An 18,423-nucleotide genomic window follows, 5' to 3' on the forward strand; every position below is an offset into this window, starting at 1 on the left:
CGCATGGGCTTCCTATCCGTGCTGACGATGGCGCAGCGGCTGGTGTCCGAGCGCATCGCGCCGGGCGCGACGGTCGTCGACGCCACGGCCGGCGGCGGCGTGGACACGTTGTTCCTGGCCAGGACCGTCGGTCCCGGCGGAAGGGTGTACGCCTTCGACGTGCAGGAAGAGGCGCTGGCGCGAACGAGGAAGCGGCTGCTTGACGCCGCTGCTTCGCCGGTCGGCGCCATGGCGGCCGTTGCGCTCGGCGAAGTGGTGCTGCTCCATGCCGGGCATGAAAAGATGGCCGAGCGGGTGCCTCCCGAGGCGCATGGGCGCGTCGGCGCGGTCATGTTCAACCTCGGCTATCTGCCGGGCGGACCGGACGTCGCGGGCGGCGCGGGCCCGGTCATCACGAAGCCGGACACGACGCTGGCCGCCTTGGATGCCGCCCTTCGCCTGCTCGCGCCCGGCGGCATCGCGACGATCGCCGTCTACCCCGGCCACGAAGGCGGGCAAGACGAGGCGTTGGCCGTCGGCGACTGGATCGCCGCCCTGCCCGAAGAGGCCGTCCAGGCGCTGCTGTACCGCTTTCCGAAGCGGACGGGATCGCCGTTTTTGTATGCGTTAGAGAAAAAATAAGAGGAGGCTGCTGCATGGCTGTCAGAAAAATCGAGCACGTGGGCATTATGACGAGCGATCTGGAGCGTTCGATCGCCTTTTACGCGCAAACCGTCGGGCTCGTACATACCGGGACGCTGCCGCACACGAACGGCGTCATCCGACTCGCATTCCTTTCGTTTCCCGGCGCGGACGAGACGGAGCTCGAGCTCATCGAAGGCTACGACGGGACGCTCGCCCCCGAGGGGCGCGTGCACCATGTCGCCTTTAACGTCGACGACATCGATGCCGAATATTCGCGCGTCTCGATGCTGGACGTCGACGGGCTCGACGCCGAGATCACGACGCTGCCGAACGGAAGCCGCTACTTCTTTTTCCGCGGGCCGGACGGCGAATCGCTAGAATTTTTCCAATCGACCAGAGGAGGCAACCAAGCATGACCCAATCGACCAAACCTTATCCCCTTCACTTCAAGCCCGAGTTCAAAGAACGCGTATGGGGCGGCCGCGCCCTCGAACAGTTCGGCTTCGACGTGCCCCCGGGCCATATCGGAGAAGGCTGGATGATCGCCGACCATCCGAACGGCGTCTCGCACGTTAAGAACGGCGAGCTGGCCGGTCTCGGCCTGGACGAGATCCGCGAGCGCTTCGGCGCGACGTGGTTCGGCGCGAAGGGCGCCGTCGCCGGCCTTGGCCGCTTCCCGCTGCTCATCAAGCTGCTCGATTGCAACGACGACCTGTCCGTTCAGGTGCATCCTAACGATCACTATGCCGGCCTGCCCAAGGGCGAGCTCGGCAAGACCGAGATGTGGTACGTCATCGACGCCGCGCCCGACGCCAAGATCATCTACGGCCTGAAGCCGGGCACGACGCGCGAAAAGCTCGCGGCGGCAATCGAGGAAGGCAAGATTATGGATTCGCTGCAGGAAGTGTCCGTCAAAGCCGGCGATACGTTCTATATCCCCGCCGGCACGGTTCACGCGCTTTGCGCGGGCGTCCTGGTGGCCGAGATCCAGCAAAATTCGGACACGACTTACCGTCTCTACGACTACGACCGACCGGGTCTCGACGGCAAGCCGCGCGAGCTCCATATCGAGGATTCGCTGAACGTGACCGACTACGAGGGCGCCGGCGCGAGCCGCATGTCCACGGCCGGCACGCCGGCGGGAGAGTGGCTGCGCCTCGCCTCCTCGCCGTACTTCGAGACCGACAAAGGCGTCGTTCAAGGCGACTGGGAACTGGCGACGCCCTCGGACAGCTTCGTGATCCTGATCGCGGTGCAAGGCCAAGGCTCGATCGGCTGGGACGGCGGCAGCATGGACATCAAAGCCGGCGATTGCTTCCTCCTCCCCGCCAACTTGGGCGCTTACCGCCTAGGCGGCGATATGACCGTGCTGCGGAGCCAGCTGCCTTAAGCCCCGATTGACGCGCTGCAGTCCCGAATCGTTGGGGCTGCAGCTGCGTCCGGCAATTGACCGACCACTCCCGCGTCCCAAGCAGGACGCGAAAGGAAAGATCCATGGCATGCTGAGACAAATGCTGATTTTGTCCGGATTGGGCGTCGCGATGTGGGCGCTTGGCACGCTGTTTTTCATGCTGTTCGGCGATTGGGTGCTCGTCGCCGCCGAGGACCGCCAATTCGGCGCCTCGCTTTTCCTGCTGGAGGCGCTCACGGCGCTCGTCATCCTGGGCGTCGCGCTCGTCGTGCGGCTCCGTCTGTTCAGGATGCCGGGCTCGGCTACCCGGTTTGGCTTCATCGGCGCATTGATCGGTCTTTTGCTGAATACTTTCGTCCTCCTCTACCGGGACAAGGTTCTGTACGATCTCGATCAAGGGCAATATCATACGTTTACAGTTTGGATGACGCTCGCCTACGCCCTTTTCCTTCTTCTGCCGGCCATCGCGGATCGGCTGATCCGTACCAGGCCAGTCGGAGCCGCGCATGATCGGAAGGCGGACGAAGGTTTGTATGCGCAGGACGATCCGGCTACATACCGTCCCGAATAAAGCATAAAGCGAATGATGGTAACGGTCCGATTGCCGGACCGGCAGCGGTGAGCGAGCCCGATTTTCGGATCATCATCCGCATGGGGCTCGCCGTTTTTTTGATTGATCATCCGTTGCAAAGGAGGCTGCTCCCGATCGAACCGATCACATCCGCCGAACAGCACCGGCGCGAGGCGCCGTCCTCCGTCGCCTGCATGATCATTACCGTATCCGACACCCGCACGCCCGACACCGACAAGAGCGGACAGCTTATCCGGGAGCTTCTTGTGGCAAAAGGCCATGAAGTCCGGCGCGCGCTGATCGTTCCCGACGAAAGCGAGCGCATCCGCGAGCTGCTTCGCGCGGCCGAAGCCGATCCCGCGATCGAAGCGGTGCTGCTCAACGGCGGCACAGGCATCGCCGCGCGCGACACGACCTATGAAGCCGTAGCCGGCCTGCTGACCAAAGAAATGCCGGGCTTCGGCGAGATTTTCCGGATGCTCAGCTTCACGGAGGACATCGGTACGGCCGCGATTCTGTCCCGCGCGATCGCGGGCACGATGGGCCGCACGGCGGTGTTTTCCATGCCCGGCTCGACCGGCGCCGTTCGTCTTGCGATGACCAGGATCATCGTTCCCGAACTCGGCCACGTCATGCGGGAGATTTATAAAGACGATTTAAAGTAATTGGCCTTTCAGGAGGCCGGAGCTGGCGAGAGAAACGGGAGCGAAATCCGTTTCTTTCGCATACTCTCCCGCGAGCCACGTCCATAACGGAAAAAACTTCCGCTATCCTCCTCATTTCACCCGCCAGCCACGCCCTTAACGGAAAAAACTTCCGCTATCCTCCTCATTTCCTCCGCCAGCCACGCCCATAACGGAAATAACTTCCGCTATCCTCCTCATTTCACCCGCCAGCCACGCCCTTAACGGAAAAAACTTCCGCTATCCTCCTCATTTCCTCCGCCAGCCACGCCCTTAACGAAAAAAACTTCCGCTATCCTCCTCATTTCACCCGCGAGCCACGTCCTTAACGGAAATAACTTCCGCTATCCTGTCTCCCGCGCGCCACGCCATAGCGGAAATAAACTTCTGCTGGCATTCTGCATTTCGCACAACCTAACTTAAACACAATGGGCATTATCCGTTTCCATAACAAAAAAAGCATTGCCGGCCCGCCGACTAGCGATGAGCGGCAATGCTTTTCTATGATGCGAGGACTACGCGACCTGCCTGGCCTCCTGCTCCTCGGGCGCCTTCGTACGGCGGATGAACAAGCCGACGGCCAGCGCGACGAGCGCGACGCTAAAGCCGATCCAGAACGCATCGTGAAAGCCCGTCATCAGGCCGGCCACCTGCTCGGCCGGCGCGGTCGGATCCTCGGAATCCGCCAGGTAGTTTTTAGAGCCTGTCGACATGATGCTGATGAACAGCGCCGTACCGATCGCCCCCGACACCTGCTGAAGCGTGTTGAGAATGGCGGTGCCGTGCGGGTACAAATGACGCGGAAGCTGATTCAACCCAGTCGTCTGCGCAGGCATCATGACCATCGAGATGCCGACCAGCATGACGATATGGATAAAGATGACGTAGCCCTTGGAGACATCCGTGTCGATGCCGGTGAACATCCAGACCGACAGCGCCGTGAGCGCCAGGCCCGGAATCACGAGCACGCGCGGTCCGAACTTGTCGAAGAGCTTGCCCGACACCGGCGCCATGATCCCGTTGATGACGCTGCCCGGCAGCATGAGCAGACCCGATTTGAACGCGGTCAGCAGCAGCGCGCTCTGCAGGAACATCGGCAGGATGGTCATCGTGGAGAACATCGTCATCATGACGACGAACAGCAGCACGGTCACCAGGCTGAACATCGGATACTTGAAGGGAATCCACGTCGATCAAAAGCCTCATGCAGCGTATCGGGTCCGGTTATATGAAAAACGATCTGCTCGCGCTCGAGCGAAAAGACGGCCCCTTCCCCGTTCCCGCCGAGATCATCGCCGAATTTTATGCGGGCGCGATTAACGGGGGCGGCGCCTGGTGGGTGCAGCATGGCGGGCACATCTCCGCGGAGACGATGGACCGCTATATCGGTAAGCTGCTCAACCCGGCGATCTTCAACCGGCAAACGCCTTAAAAAAGGGACGGACTCGCGCAGTATGCGAATCCGTCCCCTGCTTATGTGAGTATAGGCCGACCGATCAAGCTTTCAAAATGCCTTCGATCCGGTCAAGCTCCTCCTGCGAGAATTCAAGGTTGCCGAGCGCAGCGACATTGTCGTCGACCTGCGCGACCTTGCTGGCGCCGATCAGCACGGTCGTGATGCGGCCGCCGCGCAGCACCCATGCCAGCGCCAGCTGGGCGAGCGTCTGTCCGCGTTCCTGCGCCAGCTCGTTCAGGCGCTTGACCTTGGCGATACGGTCCGGCGTGATCGCGCTCTCCTGCAGGAAGCCCGTGACGCTGGCCGCGCGCGAATCGGCCGGAATCCCGCCGAGGTACTTGTTCGTGAGCAGCCCTTGCTCAAGCGGCGAGAAGGCGATCGAGCCGACGCCTTCTTGCTCCAGCAGGTCCAGCAGGCCTTCTTCGACCCAGCGGTCGAACATGCTGTAGCGGGGCTGGTGGATAAGGAGCGGCGTACCGAGCCCCTTCAGGATCCGGATCGCTTCCGCAGCCTCTGGGGCGCGGTAGTTGGAAATGCCGACGTAAAGCGCCTTGCCGGAACGGACGAGGTGATCGAGCGCGCCCATCGTCTCCTCTAGCGGCGTGTTCGGGTCCGGCCGGTGATGGTAAAAAATATCGACGTAGTCGAGCCCCATCCGCGTAAGGCTCTGGTCCAGGCTCGATACGAGATATTTGCGCGATCCCCAGTCGCCGTATGGTCCGGGCCACATGTAGTACCCGGCTTTGGACGAGATGATAAGCTCGTCGCGGTACGGCTTGAAGTCGGAGGCGAGCAAGCGGCCGAAGTTTTCTTCGGCGGAGCCGGCCTTCGGGCCGTAATTGTTCGCCAGGTCGAAATGCGTGATGCCGAGATCGAACGCGCGGCGCGCGATCGCCCTTCCGTTCTCGTAGGCGTCCACGCTGCCGAAGTTGTGCCAAAGGCCGAGCGAGACCGCCGGCAGCTTCAGGCCGCTGCGTCCGGTCCGGTTGTATTTCATCGTTTCGTAACGCTTGTCGCTTGCTTGGTAGATCGTCATGTTTGCCCTCTCCTCAATGTCCTGATTTAATTGCCGGAAGCGATTCGTTCCTGCCCGTTCAAGGCGAACATCCGCGCGGGCGCTTCCCCGGCGCCGTGAACGAAGACGAGCGTCGTCTCCCGCGAACGGTCGACGATGCCGTCCCGCTCCCAGCGCGCAAAATCGAACGGCACGCGGTCGATCGACGCTTTTTTTAACCAAATCCCGTTCCTCCACGCCAAGCTCCGCTGCCGCCCGCTTGAACCGTGAGGTCCAATCTTCCTTCCCGAGCCGGTCCTCCCACCACATTTTGCGCGGCTTGTACTTATGCTGAAGATAAAAGTCGATCTTGAGCAGCGCAAGGGTCACGTCCAAATCAAGCGCAGGATGCCGGTCCTCCTCTAGGAAGGACCACAACCGGACGAACAAGTCCTCGAGCTGATGGCCGATCCGCTGCCAGCCGCGCGCCTCCCAATAATCGCCGAACCGCTGGAAAAAATCGAACGGAGACGGATACGCCTGGTGGACTAAATACTCGATCGTCCGGTTCATGCGGTGCGCGTTCCAGTATTTCTCCAACACGTCTTCCACGCGTTTGATGCGGACGATGTCCGCGAATGGCATGAGGTCGTTGCCGAGCATCTCGTAGGGCGCCCTGTCCATGTAGATATAGCCGAATTTGTCCGCGTCTTGCCGAAGTCCCGTTCCCCGAAGCATTTTCAGAAAACCGAGCTGAAGCTCCTCGGGACGAAGCGCGAACACGTCGTTGAACGTTTTGCGGAACGTATCGTAATCCTCGTGCGGAAGACCCGCGATTAAATCGAGATGCTGATCGATCTTCCCGCTCTCTTTGACCTTCGTCACGGTCCGTACGAGCTTGCTCCAGTTCTGTCTGCGCTGCACCGCCAGGTTAGTGACGTCGTTGGTCGATTGGACGCCGATCTCGAAGCGGAAAACGCCGGGCGGCGCGTGCTCCGCCAAATAATCGAGAACCTCCGGCCGCATGATGTCCGCCGTGATCTCGAACTGGAACACGCAGCCCTGGTGGTTCTCGATCAGAAAACGGAACATCTCGAACGCATAATCCCGCTTGATGTTAAACGTACGGTCGACGAACTTGATCAGCTTCGCTCCGCTGTCGATTAGGTACAAAATGTCGGCTTTGACCCGGTCCATGTCGAAGTAGCGGACGCCGACCTCGATGCTCGACAGGCAGAACTGGCAGCTGAACGGGCATCCGCGGCTCGTCTCGAAGTAGACGACGCGATTGGCGAGGCTCGGCACGTCCTCCTCGAACCGGTACGGCGAGGGCAGCGTCGCCAGATCCAGCTTCGGGCGGCCGGGATTGACGACGATCTCGTCTCCCTTGCGATAGGCAAGGCCGAAGACGAAATGGAACTTGCGGGTGCCGGACAGCTCGCGCAGCAGGTCGCGTAGCGTCTCCTCTCCTTCGCCCATGACGATATGATCGACGGCCGGGAGGCGCCGCATCCACTGCTCCGTGTCGTAGGATACCTCCGGACCGCCAAGCACGATCGTCGCGTTCGGCAAAATCTTGCGCAGCATGTCGATGACGGTGATCGTCTCTTCGATATTCCAGATATAGCAGGAGAATCCGATGACGTCGGGCTTCTTGGCGAACAGGTCGGATGCGATGGTCATCGGCGGGTCCTTGATCGTGTATTCCACGATGTCCATCGGAAACTCGTCCTGGCTATAAGCCTTCAGGCAACGCAGGGCGAGCGAAGTATGAATGTATTTGGCGTTCAGCGTCGCGAGGACGACTTTCATGCTTGTCCCTCTCTTTGAAAACAGACTTCTGCTATTCTATTGTACGGGATTGCGGTTGCCGTGTAAAAGCGGAGGCGTACGGACACGTCGCGGTTGCGGATGATATTGCCCATCCGGGTTCATGCATGCTATGATCAATTTAATACATTCACGGTAGCAAAGCATGCGCCGCAAGCTTCTCTCACGAGAGCTTGCGGCTTTTTGCGTTCGCGAAGTAAACGGGAGGGAAGAGATGGCCCCGCACGACGAAGCGTTTAAGAAACTGCTGCAAACCTTTTTCAAAGAATTCATTCAATTGTTCTTCCCCGAGTTGGACGAATGGATCGACTATTCGCATTCGCGACTGCTCATGCAGGAGCTCTTGGTCGATATCGTAGGTGCGGAAGCAAGACAGCTTGACTTGCTGATGGAGACCAAGCTTAAAGGACAGGACGCCTACATCCTCTTTCACCTGGAACCGCAATCTTATCGGGATCCGAAGTTCGTAGAACGGATGTACATCTACTTCAGCCGGCTCTTCGAAAAATACCGCACGGCACACAAGCTGATCGTTCCGATCGCGATCTTCACCGGAGACGGCATGAAAAACGAACCCGATACGTTGTCGATGGCGCTGCCGTGGCTCGAAATCCTAAGATTTCGGATGCTAAAGCTCGAGCTCGGTCAACAAGATTGGCGAAGATTTATCGGATCCGACAACCCGGTAGCCGCTGCGCTGCTGGCCAAGATGGGCTATAATAAAAAAAGACCGACGCAGTCTGAGACTTGCCTATTTGTCGATGCTGCTCCGCATGAAGGGCAAGCTGGACAATGCACGACTGGCACTCGTCCGGTCCATAGCAGATTTATATTACGAGCCTGACCCCATAGAAGAGAAGTCGATTATGCGCGAATTCGTCAACATGCATCCCGAGGAGGAGGAAACGATTATGGAACTGATGCCGGCATGGGAACGATGGGGCTACGAGCGGGGAATGAAAGAAGGCATTGAGCAAGGGATTGAGCAAGGGATCGAGCAAGGCAAAAGAGCACTCCAAGAGGCCACGATCGGACGCATGCGTTCCAAAGGCTTCTCCGACTCGGAAATCGCGGACCTGCTCGGCTTGCTGCCGGAAGACATGGCCCGCGCGAATTCCGACGCCACATAAATACAAGCGGCAGACCGGACGAACCGGCTGCCGCTTTTTCGTTTCATCAGGCCTCGAAACCGTCGTTTTCAATAACGCTTTGAATAAACCGGTAGCTGTCCTTCGGATACCGCTTAAGCGTCTTGTAATCGGTGTAGACGATGCCGAAGCGCTTGACGTAGCCTTCCGCCCACTCGAAGTTGTCGAGCAGCGACCAGGCGAAGTAGCCCTTCAGCGGCACGCCAGATTCGATGAGGCGATGACACTGGATGAAGTGCTTTTTGAAGTAGTCGGCACGCTTCGCATCGTGAACGCGGCCTTCCGGCGTCAGCTCGTCTTCGTAGCACGCGCCGTTCTCCGTAATGTAGATCGGAACGTCGCCGTATTCCTCGTGCACCCACGACAGCACTTTGTACAGCCCGTCGGCATACACGTTCCAGTCCATGAACGTCTTGTCAAAGCCGACCTGCACTTCCTCGCAGTCGAACAGCCCCTCGCCTTCCTTGTAACGGCCGAAGCCGCCGCTGTAGAAGTTCACGCCGATAAAATCGATCGGTTGCGCGATCGTCTCCATATCGCCGGGCTGGATCGGCACCTCGACGCCTTTGCTCTTGAACCAATCGACCATGAACTGCGGATATTGTCCCTTGAACGTCGGGTCCATGAACCACTCGTTATTGTACGCGCGATTGCGGTGCGCGGCGGCGACGTCTTCCGGCTTGGTCGTATACGGCTCGAACCAATACAGGTTATGCGTCGTGCCGATCTCGCCCGGGGTGCCGAGCGCACGGAACGACTTCACCGCTTCGCCGTGCGCGACCATGCAGTTGTGCGCGACGTTGACGGCGAGCTGCAGATCGGTGTTGCCCGGCGCGTGCGCCCCGATATAGTTCGACAAGAACGACACGCACCAGGTCTCGTTAAAGGTGATCCACTGCTTGACCTTGCCGCCGAACGCCTTGAACGCGGTCTCCGCGTAACGGACGAACGCGCGAATCGTGTCGCGGTTGTCCCAGCCGCCCTTGTCCTGAAGCGCCTGCGGCAAATCCCAGTGGTACAGCGTCACGCACGGCTCGATGCCTGCGGCCAGCAGGCCGTCGATGACCTTGGCATAATAATCGAGCCCCTTCTGATTCAGCTCGCCGTCTCCGTCCGGATAAATGCGCGGCCAAGCGATCGAAAAACGGTACGCCTTGACCCCCAGGTTTTTGAGCAGCGCGATATCTTCTACATAACGGTGATAGCTGTCGCAGGCGACGTCGCCCGTATCGCCGTTAACGACCTTGCCCGGCGTCCGGGAGAACGTATCCCAGATCGACATCCCCCGCCCGTCTTCGTTATATGCCCCTTCGATCTGGTAGGAAGCGGTAGCCGTTCCCCAGACGAAATCCTTCGGAAACTGAATCGAAGCCATTCTTAACCCCTCCGCACTAAATAATCGTATCGCACACGCGTCATGTAAAACGTTTTCCTTCTTTATTTTATACAAAATGGCCGCGCGCGCCCATACGATATCCTGTGCGATATTGGCGCTTACTTATTCGAATTGGCCTCGTCCAGCAGCTGGCGGGCATGCGCCTCGAGCCCGTCGTAGAACGCCTTCACTTCGGGAATGGCGACCTGCTCCCCGTTTTTGCCCTTTTTGTAAACCGCGCCTCCCGTTTTCTCCACGATGGCCAGAAACTCCTGGGCGAGCTTCGACGTGACCGTGCCCGGATAATCGGTTATGACCTTCTCCAGCGCCGCCTTGACCTGCGTATCGATCTTAAACGTCTCGAAGTCGAATACGGGCGTATTGTCCAGTCCCATCAGCAAATAGGGAACGTAGCGCGTCGCGAACAAGTTTTCAGCCTGTTTCCGCTCGGGCGTATCGGGATGGGCCGTCACGTACGCTTCCGCTTGCGCCGCGCGCGCGGCGACCTCCGATCGTTCGATGACGAGCCCGCCGTCGGAAGCCGACTTTTGATCAGACTCGACGGCCAGCAGCGCGATATAATCCTTCATGGCGGCGGTCACCTGCGCGTCCGCGCGCTTCAGCTTGCCATAGTCTACGACGGGGAAATAAAAGCCCTCCGTCGTCTCCAGCTTGTATCCGCCGTCTATGGCGCCCTGAACGAGCGAACGAACCTGCTCGTCTTTGATTTGACCGATCTGCTCGTCAGTCGGCGGCCATTCGAGCTTTTGCAGCGCCTGCTGAACCTTTTCGGGCTCGAACTTCCCTTGCATATTCGGCAACTGCCGATCGTAATAGGCGAGCATCTCCCGCAAAAGCGCATCTCCCGTCTCCGGCAAGGCCTGCGTCAGCTTGTCGTCGAGCGCCTTGTTCAGCTCGGCGGCCGACAGGTCGGATTGGGCTTGCTCCTTGAACGCTTCGAGGAGCGCGGCATCCGTTTCCTGCTCCGACGTCGGAGTCGCGGAAGGCGATGCAGACGCGCTTGCCTCCGCGCTCGGACTTGCCGAAGACGTCGGCGCCGACGACGAGGCGGACGCGGTGGCAGACGCCGTGGCGTCCGCAGCGTCGTCATTCGACCCTCCCGTGCAAGCGGCAAGGCCGGCAGTCAACAGCAGCGCGAGCCCATATGCAGGCAGCCGCAGCACCTTTTTTCGTTTCGTGTTTTTTTGTCGTATCGCTCATTTGAACCTCTTCCTTTCCCCGATGTCTCATGATAGCCGATTATCCATACGTCTTTACCCCTTCGAAATTTAGACGCGCCGGGCACGAAAATGGTTCCACGGGGAGGAAGTTTTATACATTTCCCGTCGGCAAGGACGCCTGAGGACGCTTATTGAAGGCATTCGTCTAAATGCGTTACAATCGAAGCATGCTGTCCGTTTACATAAAAAGGAGAGAAAACCGCCATGTCTTCTTACCGGCTCATCGCGATCGACCTCGACGATACGCTGCTGAACGACCAACTCGAAGTGACCGAAGGGACGAAAAACGCGCTTGCCCAAGCGATGTCGCAAGGCGTTCATGTAACTTTGGCTACGGGCCGCATGTTCGCTTCGGCCAAGCAGACGGCCGCCCAAGTCGGCTTGAACGTGCCGCTCATTACTTACCAAGGCTCGCTGGTTCGCAATTTGCTCGACGAGCGCACGCTGTACGAGCGTTCCGTCGATCTCGAAGCGGTTCGCAAGCTTTACGGCTTTACGCGCGCGCGCAAGCTGCACCTGCAAACGTACATTGACGACAAGCTCTATTCCTTTGACGACGGAGACAGGCTGGCCGCCTACGCGAAGCAATCGAATATCCCTTATATCGTCGAGCCCGAGCTGGACGCGCTGCCGGCCGGACATCACACGAAACTGATCATCATCGACGAGCCGGCCCTGCTGGACGAGATCGCGCCCGAGCTCCACGCGCTTCTCGGTCCGGGCGTTCATATCACGAAGTCCAAGCCTCATTATTTGGAATTCACGCACGGCGAAGGCACGAAAGGACATGCGCTAAGATTTCTGGCCGAGCATTACGGCTTGACGATGGATCAAACGATCGCGATCGGCGACTCCTGGAACGACCGCGAGATGATCGAAGCCGCCGGTCTCGGCGTCGCGATGGCGAACGCGGTGCCCGCGCTGCGCGAGATCGCGGACTACGTCACGGCAAGCAATAACGAGGACGGCGTGAAGCAAGTCGTCGAAAAGTTTATTTTGAACGCATGAGCTGATTCCCCCCCGTTCGCGCCTTATCGCCGAGTATTCGTTAGCGACCGTCAAAAAAAGGCTTCCGCAAGCTCGTTTTTCAGAGCAGGCCGGAAGCCTTTTACGTATTGCGCCGATCGGCGTCCCTTTCTCTTTTCCGCTTCTCCCGAAGAAGCCGGTACATCTCGAGCTGTTCCTGCAAATGCCCCGCTTCATCCGCTGTCAGCGGCTGTTCGACGCCTTGAATGACGAAACGGTTCGGTTCGGCTGAAGATTGCTCCTTATCGATGCCCGTGAGCAGCCAATCGAGCGATACCTCGTAAATGCTCGCCAGCTCCCTTAATATCTCATTATCCGGCTGCGACCGGTTGTTCTCGTATTTGGATATGGTCGTGAAGTCCACGCCCAGCGCGCCCGCGACTTCGTTTTGCGTCATATGCTTTTCTTGCCTGGCCAGCTTCAAGCGTTTGCCGAATGTCAACGGTTACACCTCGCGCTTTTTGCTTCAGTATATAAGATATGATTTCGGCTCCGAATACACTTGCATATAAATCAAGTTTTTACTTGAATTTTTTTACAATTTTTATATAAAATAAAATCAATACATGAAGTTACTTCAATGGAGGGAACGTTCATTTTTATTCACGATCAGCCCTACCCTTTGTATTATTGGATCATTAGTCTTTCAGTCATACTCATATTGGTGGGATGCCTCGTACGCGGCGAGCTTCGCAAGCGGAGATTGGAACGAGAAGACAAAGAGGCCCAATAAAAAAAAGGTACCGTCCGAGCGGGATGCTTGGACGGCTCCACGCAAAAAAGGACGAAGGCGTCGAACGCGCCTTCGTCCTTTATCGTTAGGTCACTTGCCTGCCAGCACTTGGTACCATACGCCGCGCTTCGCGTATAGCTCGCCGCGAACCTGGCCCCATCCGCCGAGATAGCCGATATCGAACAAACCCGCGGGCGTGACGTACCGGTCCGCATATCGGCTTGCCACCTCTTCGTTCACCGGCCTGAAGCCATGCTCGGCGAACGCCGCTTGCGCTTCCGCTCCGCTCATATAGGCGACCAGCGCATCGGCGGCGGCGCGCACGCCGTGCGCGTCCGCGTTGACATCGACGACGCCGGCCGGATTTTCGATCAGGATCGTATCTTCCGGCGTCACGATGTCGTAATGCACGCCCTGCGCCACGCGGGCAAGCAGCTCGTTTTCATAGGTAACGATCACGTCGCCGACCCCGTATTCGAACGCCGCCATCGACGCGCGGCCGCTTTTGTCCATCGATTCGACATTCCGGTAGACGGCCTTCAAAAAAGGCTTTGGCCGCAGCCGGGTCCTTCTTCCCCGATTCGCGCTCCGCCTGCTTCAGTCCGGCGCCGTAGATCGCGTTAATGTCCCACTGCGCGCCGCCCGATACCTTCGGGTTGGGGAACAGCACTTTGACGCCAGGCTTGGCAAGGTCGGCGAATCCGGCAATGCCTAGCGGATTGCCTTCCCGCGTCCCCAATACGACGACCGAGCGCGTGATCATGCCGCCCGTCTCCGTCCTTTTCCAATCCTTCTTCATAAGACCGGCCTTGACGATCTTGTCCATGTCTCCCTCGAGCGAGAGCACGGCGACGTCGGCCTTGAAGCCGCCTACGATCGATCTGGCCTGGGTACCCGAAGCCTCGTAGGATTCCTGGAACTTTAGCCTCTGTCCCGTCTTCGTTTCCCACTCCCGGCCGAAGGCGGGGAGAATCTCCTGCAGCGCGTCCTTCGCGACCGAATAGGCGCCGATGACGAGCGTTGCGGTTCCCGTATCGGCCGCGGCCGCTCCTTCGCCTCCGGCCGAAGCGCCGTTCGACGACGACGCGCCGCCGCAGCCGGCCAGCGAGATCCCGAGCAAGGCGGCCAGCAGCCATCCGCCCAGCCGGCGGCCCGCGACGCGCCGCTTAATCCATCTGTTGCTATTCAAGATTGCCAACCTCCCGGCGGTGCCTCCGCAGGCTCCCGCATATGCAGCCAAGCGAACGGCAGCCCTCGCGGACTGCCGGCGACTGGATCAAATGTATACGAACATCGGGTCAGCCTTCAGCTTGTTCTCCATGACCCAGCTCTCGCTGTCGTTAAACAAGTAGGCGCGGTGAACGAGCACCTGCACCTCGTCGCCCGGGTGTAGCACTTCTTTCTCGAGCGACCGGTAGGTGACGAGCTTGATCCCGCCGACCTCAACCTCGACGAGCCATTCGCTGCCTCGGAAATGGATGTGGCTGACGCGGCCGGCCTCCGTCGCGGAGAGCAGCTGCGTGAACTCTTCCTTGCGTCCGATCTCGATATACTCCGGCCGGATCAGGCCCTTGGTGCCCGCCGATGCGGCCGCATCGGCGAAGCCGCGAAGCTCCCCGATGTTGTCGACGATCCGGGATTCCCCGATAAAGCCCGCGACGAACGGCGTCTTCGGATCTTTGGTAAATCTCCCATGGAGAACCCTTCTGCTCCAGGTTGCCCTTGTTGATGATCATGATCTCGTCCGCCACCTCGATCGCCTCGTCCTGGTCGTGCGTGACGAAGATCGAGGTGATGCCCAGTCGGTCGATCATCTCGCGAAGCCAAGAGCGCAGCTCGTGCCGGATCTTGGCGTCGATGGCCGCGAACGGCTCGTCGAGCAGCAGCAGTTGGGGCTCGGGCGCCAGGGCGCGAGCGAACGCCACGCGTTGGCGCTGTCCGCCCGACAGCTGATGCGGATAGCGGGATTCGAAGCCCTTAAGGCCGGTCAGCTCGGTCAGGTTGGCGACGCGGTCCTTGATCTTGGCTTTGTTCCACTTTTTGACTTCGAGGCCGAAGGCGATATTCTCGCTGACCGTCATGTGCTTGAACAGCGCGTAGTTCTGGAAGACGAAGCCGATGCCGCGCTCTTGCGGCGGCAGGTCGTTGACCCGCTGGCCATGGAAGACGATATCGCCCGAATCGGGCGTCTCGAGTCCCGCGAGCATGCGCAGGATCGACGTCTTGCCGCCGCCGCTCGGACCGAGCAGGCCGATGAGCTGGCCTTTTTCGACGCTGAAATCGACGTCCTTGACCGCTTGAAAGCTGCCGAACGTTTTATTTAATCCCCGTACTTCGACATGCATGCTCAATGCACTTCCTTTCGGGATTTAGACCATTCCATCACAAGCAGCAGTAAAACCGAAGCGGCGGCCAGCACCAGCGCAACCGAGTTGGCCGCCGTCAAATCGAAGTTCTCGACGTCCTGATAGACCAACGTCGTCGCCGTTTGCGTCTTGTTGATAATGTTGCCCGAGACGACCAGCACGGCGCCGAATTCGCCCAGGCAGCGCGCGACCGTCAAGATCACGCCGTAGACGACGCTCCAGCGGATAAGCGGCCAGGTGACGCGCCAGAACGTCGTCCAGGCATACGCCCCCATCATATGGGCGGCTTCCTCCTGCTGGCTGCCGACCTCCTGCAGTACCGGCATGACTTCGCGGATGACGATCGGAAACGTAACGAACAGCGTCGCGAGAATCATGCCCGGCAGCGCGTAGACGACGTCGACGCCGGCGCGGCCGAGCATGGCGCCGACCGCGCTGTCGGGACCGAGCAGCAGGACGATCATCAGGCCGCCGATCACGGGCGAGACGGCGAAGGGCAGATCGACGATCGCGTTCATGACGGCCTTGAGCCGCTTGCCGAGCCAGTTCGCGCGTACCAGGTACAGGGATAGCATGACGCCGAATATCGTGTTGACGAGGGTCACGCACACGGCGATGATACCCGTCATCAGCAGCGCATGCTGCGCCTCCGGGCGCGAAATGCCCGCCGAAAAACCGCTCCAGCCGTCGTCGAAAGCACCCTGCACGATCCGCAGCAGCGGAACGATCAGAAGGACGGCGAAGATCAGCGTCGTCAATCCGATCCAGAATCTTCTGATGGTCAACTCCCCCCGCCTCCTTCGAACGAAATTAACCGTCCATAAAATGAGGAGGGACAAGGTAAGCAGCAGAACCGAAACCGCTGCGGCCCCGGCTGGATTGTCGCTCTCGATCTCGCCGAATATGTAGACGGAGGCGACCAGCGTGCGTCCGGGGATATTGCCCGCCACCAGCACGACCGCGCCGAATTCGGCGAGCGCGCGGGAGAAAGCGAGCATGGCGCCGCTCACGATGCCGGGCATCATGCAGGGCAGGATCACCCGAAAAAACGTGCGCGACTTCGAAGCGCCCATCGTGTACGCCGCCTCTTCCTCGGAAGCGTCGAGCTCCTCGAGCATCGGCTGAACCGCGCGGATGACGAACGGAAACGTAACGAAGATCATGGCCACGACGATCGCCGGCTCATGGAACAGAATCGTCGTGCCGAGCGCTTCCGCTCCGCTGCCGATCAAGCTCCGAGGTCCGAGCAGCAGCAGAATCATCAACCCGATGACGGCGGTCGGCAGCGCGAACGGCAGATCGACCAGGCTGTTGAGCAGGCTCCGTCCCGGGAACCGGTAACGAACGAGCACCCAAGCCGCCAAGGTGCCGACCGCCGCGTTGATGATCGTAGAGATCACAGCAAGCTTGACCGTGAGGATCACGGACTTCCAGGCCAGCGCCTCCGTGACGTTGTCGGCAAAAGCCTGAAAACCGCCTGACAGCGATTGCACGTAAATGCCTGCGATCGGACAAACGATAAGAATGATAAAATAAAGCATGACGGTGCTGCGGAATCCCCAGCTCCACCATCGGCTCTGCAGCATGTTAGTCACGTATGCGAACCTCCAGGATGGGCTTTGTTGCCACTCCATAATTCCTATTAAATTAGTTGGTATTGTTACTTTAGCAGATCGGCCCTTGATTCGTCAACGACATTTCGGTAATTTGTCAGATAGAAGGGGCGCCCCTCGGAGGGACGCTCTCATAGGAGGCTGAAAAAGATGCTATGCAAAGAAAAGATCCGCACGTCTTCCCGGGACGAGATCGTCGATATCACCAGGCAGACCGACGCGCTCGTCGCGCGTTCGGGCGTTCAGGAAGGCTTGGCCGTCGTCTATTGCCCGCATACGACCGCGGGCATCGCGATCAACGAGAACGCGGATCCCGACGTCAAGCGGGACGTGCTGATGCGGCTCGACGAAGTGTATCCCTGGACGCATCCGAAGTACCGCCACGAGGAAGGCAACACGGCCTCCCATCTGAAGGCGTTCACGACGGGCAATTCGCAGACGGTCATCGTCAGCGGCGGCAGGCTGCTGCTCGGGCGCTGGCAAGGCATATACTTCTGCGAATTCGACGGGCCGCGGGACCGAGAATACTTCGTCAAGATCGTCGAAGGCTGACGAGGCCGAGCCCGGCGCACGGATCGCGTCGGGCTTCGTCTATCCAGCTTCGGCAAGCGTTAATTACGAGAGCTGCTCGGTAAAATAACGCGGCTCTCCCCTGGTGACGATGCCCTGTCCTTGGGTCAGGTCGGTCATCCAGGCTTCGAACCGATCGGCCTCCGCTTCCTCCGGCAGGCACAGTACCCGCACCCGATCGGTGAACGCAACGTCTCCGACCTTCACGCCTCTGCCGCGCAGCTCGTTCTCCAGTTTGCCGTACCAGGTGTAATCGACGTCCACAGCGATCTCCCGATGCAGCACCCGAACGATCGGCCCGGCCGCATCGGTCCCGGCCACGGCGCCGTCGGTGTAAGCGCGGACGAGACCGCCCGCTCCCAGCATAATCCCGCCAAAATAGCGCGTGACCACGACGACCGTATTTTTCAGCCCGCGGTTTTTGAGCACCTCCAGGATCGGCCGCCCCGCGGTCCCGCTCGGCTCCCCGTCGTCCAGCGCCTTCTGCCACTGGTCGCGCTCTCCGATCGTATAGGCGGAGCAATTGTGCGTGGCGTTCCAATGGCGCTTCTTGATCTCCTCGATAAAGGCGACCGCTTCTTCCTCGCTCTCCGCCGGCTTGGCGTGTCCGATGAAGCGCGACTTTTTTAATGACGATTTCTCGTTCCCCGTATCCGGCTACGGTGGCGTATCGCGCCAGCATGCTCCGACTTCCTTTCCGATGGCCTTGCTCAGATGCTTGTCCTCCCAGTTTACCATGATCCCCCATAATGAAAAACCGCCCCGGACGAAGGTCCGAAGCG

General features: G+C 59.6%; 16 protein-coding genes and 5 pseudogenes. 10 read left to right on the top strand and 11 right to left on the bottom strand.

All coding sequences use genetic code 11. The annotated features are described in order from the left end of the window. Window positions 1–3: 3 nt before the first annotated feature. From mnmM to OMP38_RS12685, 5 genes are all read left to right on the top strand, one after another. Window positions 4–621: a tRNA 5-(aminomethyl)-2-thiouridylate-methyltransferase MnmM gene (mnmM, locus tag OMP38_RS12665; protein ID WP_277565492.1), complete on the top strand. Its 618-nt coding sequence runs from the start codon at window positions 4–6 to the stop codon at window positions 619–621. A 14-nt stretch (window positions 622–635) separates the two neighbouring features. Next, the gene (locus OMP38_RS12670; RefSeq protein ID WP_277565493.1) at window positions 636–1,040 is read left to right on the top strand and encodes a VOC family protein; all 405 of its coding nucleotides are present in this window, start codon (window positions 636–638) and stop codon (window positions 1,038–1,040) included. Further along, on the top strand, window positions 1,037–2,014 hold the full coding sequence (locus tag OMP38_RS12675) for a type I phosphomannose isomerase catalytic subunit (RefSeq protein ID WP_277565494.1): 978 nt from the start codon (window positions 1,037–1,039) through the stop codon (window positions 2,012–2,014). The genes OMP38_RS12670 and OMP38_RS12675 overlap by 4 nt, the downstream gene beginning before the upstream one ends. A gap of 109 nt (window positions 2,015–2,123) precedes the next feature. Then, the gene (locus OMP38_RS12680; RefSeq protein ID WP_277565495.1) at window positions 2,124–2,606 is read left to right on the top strand and encodes a hypothetical protein; all 483 of its coding nucleotides are present in this window, start codon (window positions 2,124–2,126) and stop codon (window positions 2,604–2,606) included. Between the two features lie 194 nt (window positions 2,607–2,800). Further along, entirely contained in the window at window positions 2,801–3,271 is a 471-nt protein-coding gene (locus OMP38_RS12685) for a MogA/MoaB family molybdenum cofactor biosynthesis protein (RefSeq protein WP_277566801.1), read from the top strand. A gap of 533 nt (window positions 3,272–3,804) precedes the next feature. Here OMP38_RS12685 and OMP38_RS12690 read toward each other — a convergent pair. After that, window positions 3,805–4,455, bottom strand: coding sequence for an MFS transporter (locus OMP38_RS12690; RefSeq protein WP_277565496.1), 651 nt, complete (start codon window positions 4,453–4,455; stop codon window positions 3,805–3,807). A 38-nt stretch (window positions 4,456–4,493) separates the two neighbouring features. On the opposite strand from OMP38_RS12690, the gene OMP38_RS12695 reads away from it, so the two are divergent. Next, window positions 4,494–4,721: a TetR-like C-terminal domain-containing protein gene (locus OMP38_RS12695; RefSeq protein ID WP_277565497.1), complete on the top strand. Its 228-nt coding sequence runs from the start codon at window positions 4,494–4,496 to the stop codon at window positions 4,719–4,721. A gap of 64 nt (window positions 4,722–4,785) precedes the next feature. On the opposite strand, the gene mgrA is transcribed toward OMP38_RS12695, so the two are convergent. Next, a complete protein-coding gene (gene mgrA, locus OMP38_RS12700) occupies window positions 4,786–5,781 on the bottom strand; it encodes an L-glyceraldehyde 3-phosphate reductase (protein ID WP_277565498.1) in 996 nt (331 codons plus the stop codon). Window positions 5,782–5,807: 26 nt separating this feature from the next. Further along, window positions 5,808–7,551: pseudogene (locus tag OMP38_RS12705) on the bottom strand (B12-binding domain-containing radical SAM protein). A gap of 232 nt (window positions 7,552–7,783) precedes the next feature. Between OMP38_RS12705 and OMP38_RS12710 the strand changes: the two are divergent. After that, on the top strand, window positions 7,784–8,413 hold the full coding sequence (locus OMP38_RS12710) for an Rpn family recombination-promoting nuclease/putative transposase (protein ID WP_277565499.1): 630 nt from the start codon (window positions 7,784–7,786) through the stop codon (window positions 8,411–8,413). Between the two features lie 22 nt (window positions 8,414–8,435). Continuing rightward, window positions 8,436–8,699 carry a transposase gene (locus OMP38_RS12715; RefSeq protein WP_277565500.1) on the top strand — a complete coding sequence of 88 codons (264 nt, stop codon included), beginning with the start codon at window positions 8,436–8,438 and terminating at the stop codon, window positions 8,697–8,699. Window positions 8,700–8,745: 46 nt separating this feature from the next. On the opposite strand, the gene OMP38_RS12720 is transcribed toward OMP38_RS12715, so the two are convergent. Together OMP38_RS12720 and OMP38_RS12725 are read right to left on the bottom strand one after the other, a co-directional pair. Next, complete coding sequence (locus OMP38_RS12720) at window positions 8,746–10,092, bottom strand: GH1 family beta-glucosidase (RefSeq protein WP_277565501.1); 1,347 nt, start codon at window positions 10,090–10,092, stop codon at window positions 8,746–8,748. A gap of 119 nt (window positions 10,093–10,211) precedes the next feature. After that, a complete protein-coding gene (locus OMP38_RS12725; protein ID WP_277565502.1) occupies window positions 10,212–11,276 on the bottom strand; it encodes a hypothetical protein in 1,065 nt (354 codons plus the stop codon). Window positions 11,277–11,537: 261 nt separating this feature from the next. Here OMP38_RS12725 and OMP38_RS12730 point away from each other — a divergent pair, with 261 nt between their 5' ends. Beyond that, window positions 11,538–12,341 carry a Cof-type HAD-IIB family hydrolase gene (locus OMP38_RS12730; RefSeq protein WP_277565503.1) on the top strand — a complete coding sequence of 268 codons (804 nt, stop codon included), beginning with the start codon at window positions 11,538–11,540 and terminating at the stop codon, window positions 12,339–12,341. Window positions 12,342–12,441: 100 nt separating this feature from the next. Here OMP38_RS12730 and OMP38_RS12735 read toward each other — a convergent pair whose 3' ends face one another. The 5 genes and pseudogenes from OMP38_RS12735 to cysT form a co-directional block, all read right to left on the bottom strand. Further along, entirely contained in the window at window positions 12,442–12,801 is a 360-nt protein-coding gene (locus OMP38_RS12735) for a helix-turn-helix domain-containing protein (RefSeq protein ID WP_277565504.1), read from the bottom strand. A gap of 381 nt (window positions 12,802–13,182) precedes the next feature. Then, window positions 13,183–14,263 (bottom strand): annotated as a pseudogene (locus OMP38_RS12740) (sulfate ABC transporter substrate-binding protein). Window positions 14,264–14,368: 105 nt separating this feature from the next. After that, a pseudogene (locus tag OMP38_RS12745) lies at window positions 14,369–15,437 on the bottom strand (sulfate/molybdate ABC transporter ATP-binding protein). Window positions 15,438–15,439: 2 nt separating this feature from the next. Then, window positions 15,440–16,237 (bottom strand): sulfate ABC transporter permease subunit, encoded by a 798-nt coding sequence (locus tag OMP38_RS12750; protein WP_277566802.1) that lies wholly within the window; start codon window positions 16,235–16,237, stop codon window positions 15,440–15,442. A gap of 15 nt (window positions 16,238–16,252) precedes the next feature. Next, a pseudogene (gene cysT, locus OMP38_RS12755) lies at window positions 16,253–17,044 on the bottom strand (sulfate ABC transporter permease subunit CysT); the annotation flags it as partial. Between the two features lie 177 nt (window positions 17,045–17,221). Between cysT and OMP38_RS12760 the strand changes: the two are divergent. Next, entirely contained in the window at window positions 17,222–17,623 is a 402-nt protein-coding gene (locus OMP38_RS12760; RefSeq protein WP_277565505.1) for a secondary thiamine-phosphate synthase enzyme YjbQ, read from the top strand. Between the two features lie 63 nt (window positions 17,624–17,686). Here OMP38_RS12760 and OMP38_RS12765 read toward each other — a convergent pair. Next, window positions 17,687–18,323, bottom strand: a pseudogene (locus OMP38_RS12765) (YigZ family protein). Window positions 18,324–18,423 lie beyond the last annotated feature (100 nt).

It is taken from the genome of Cohnella ginsengisoli, from assembly GCF_029525555.1.
Taxonomy (GTDB): domain Bacteria; phylum Bacillota; class Bacilli; order Paenibacillales; family Paenibacillaceae; genus Cohnella; species Cohnella ginsengisoli.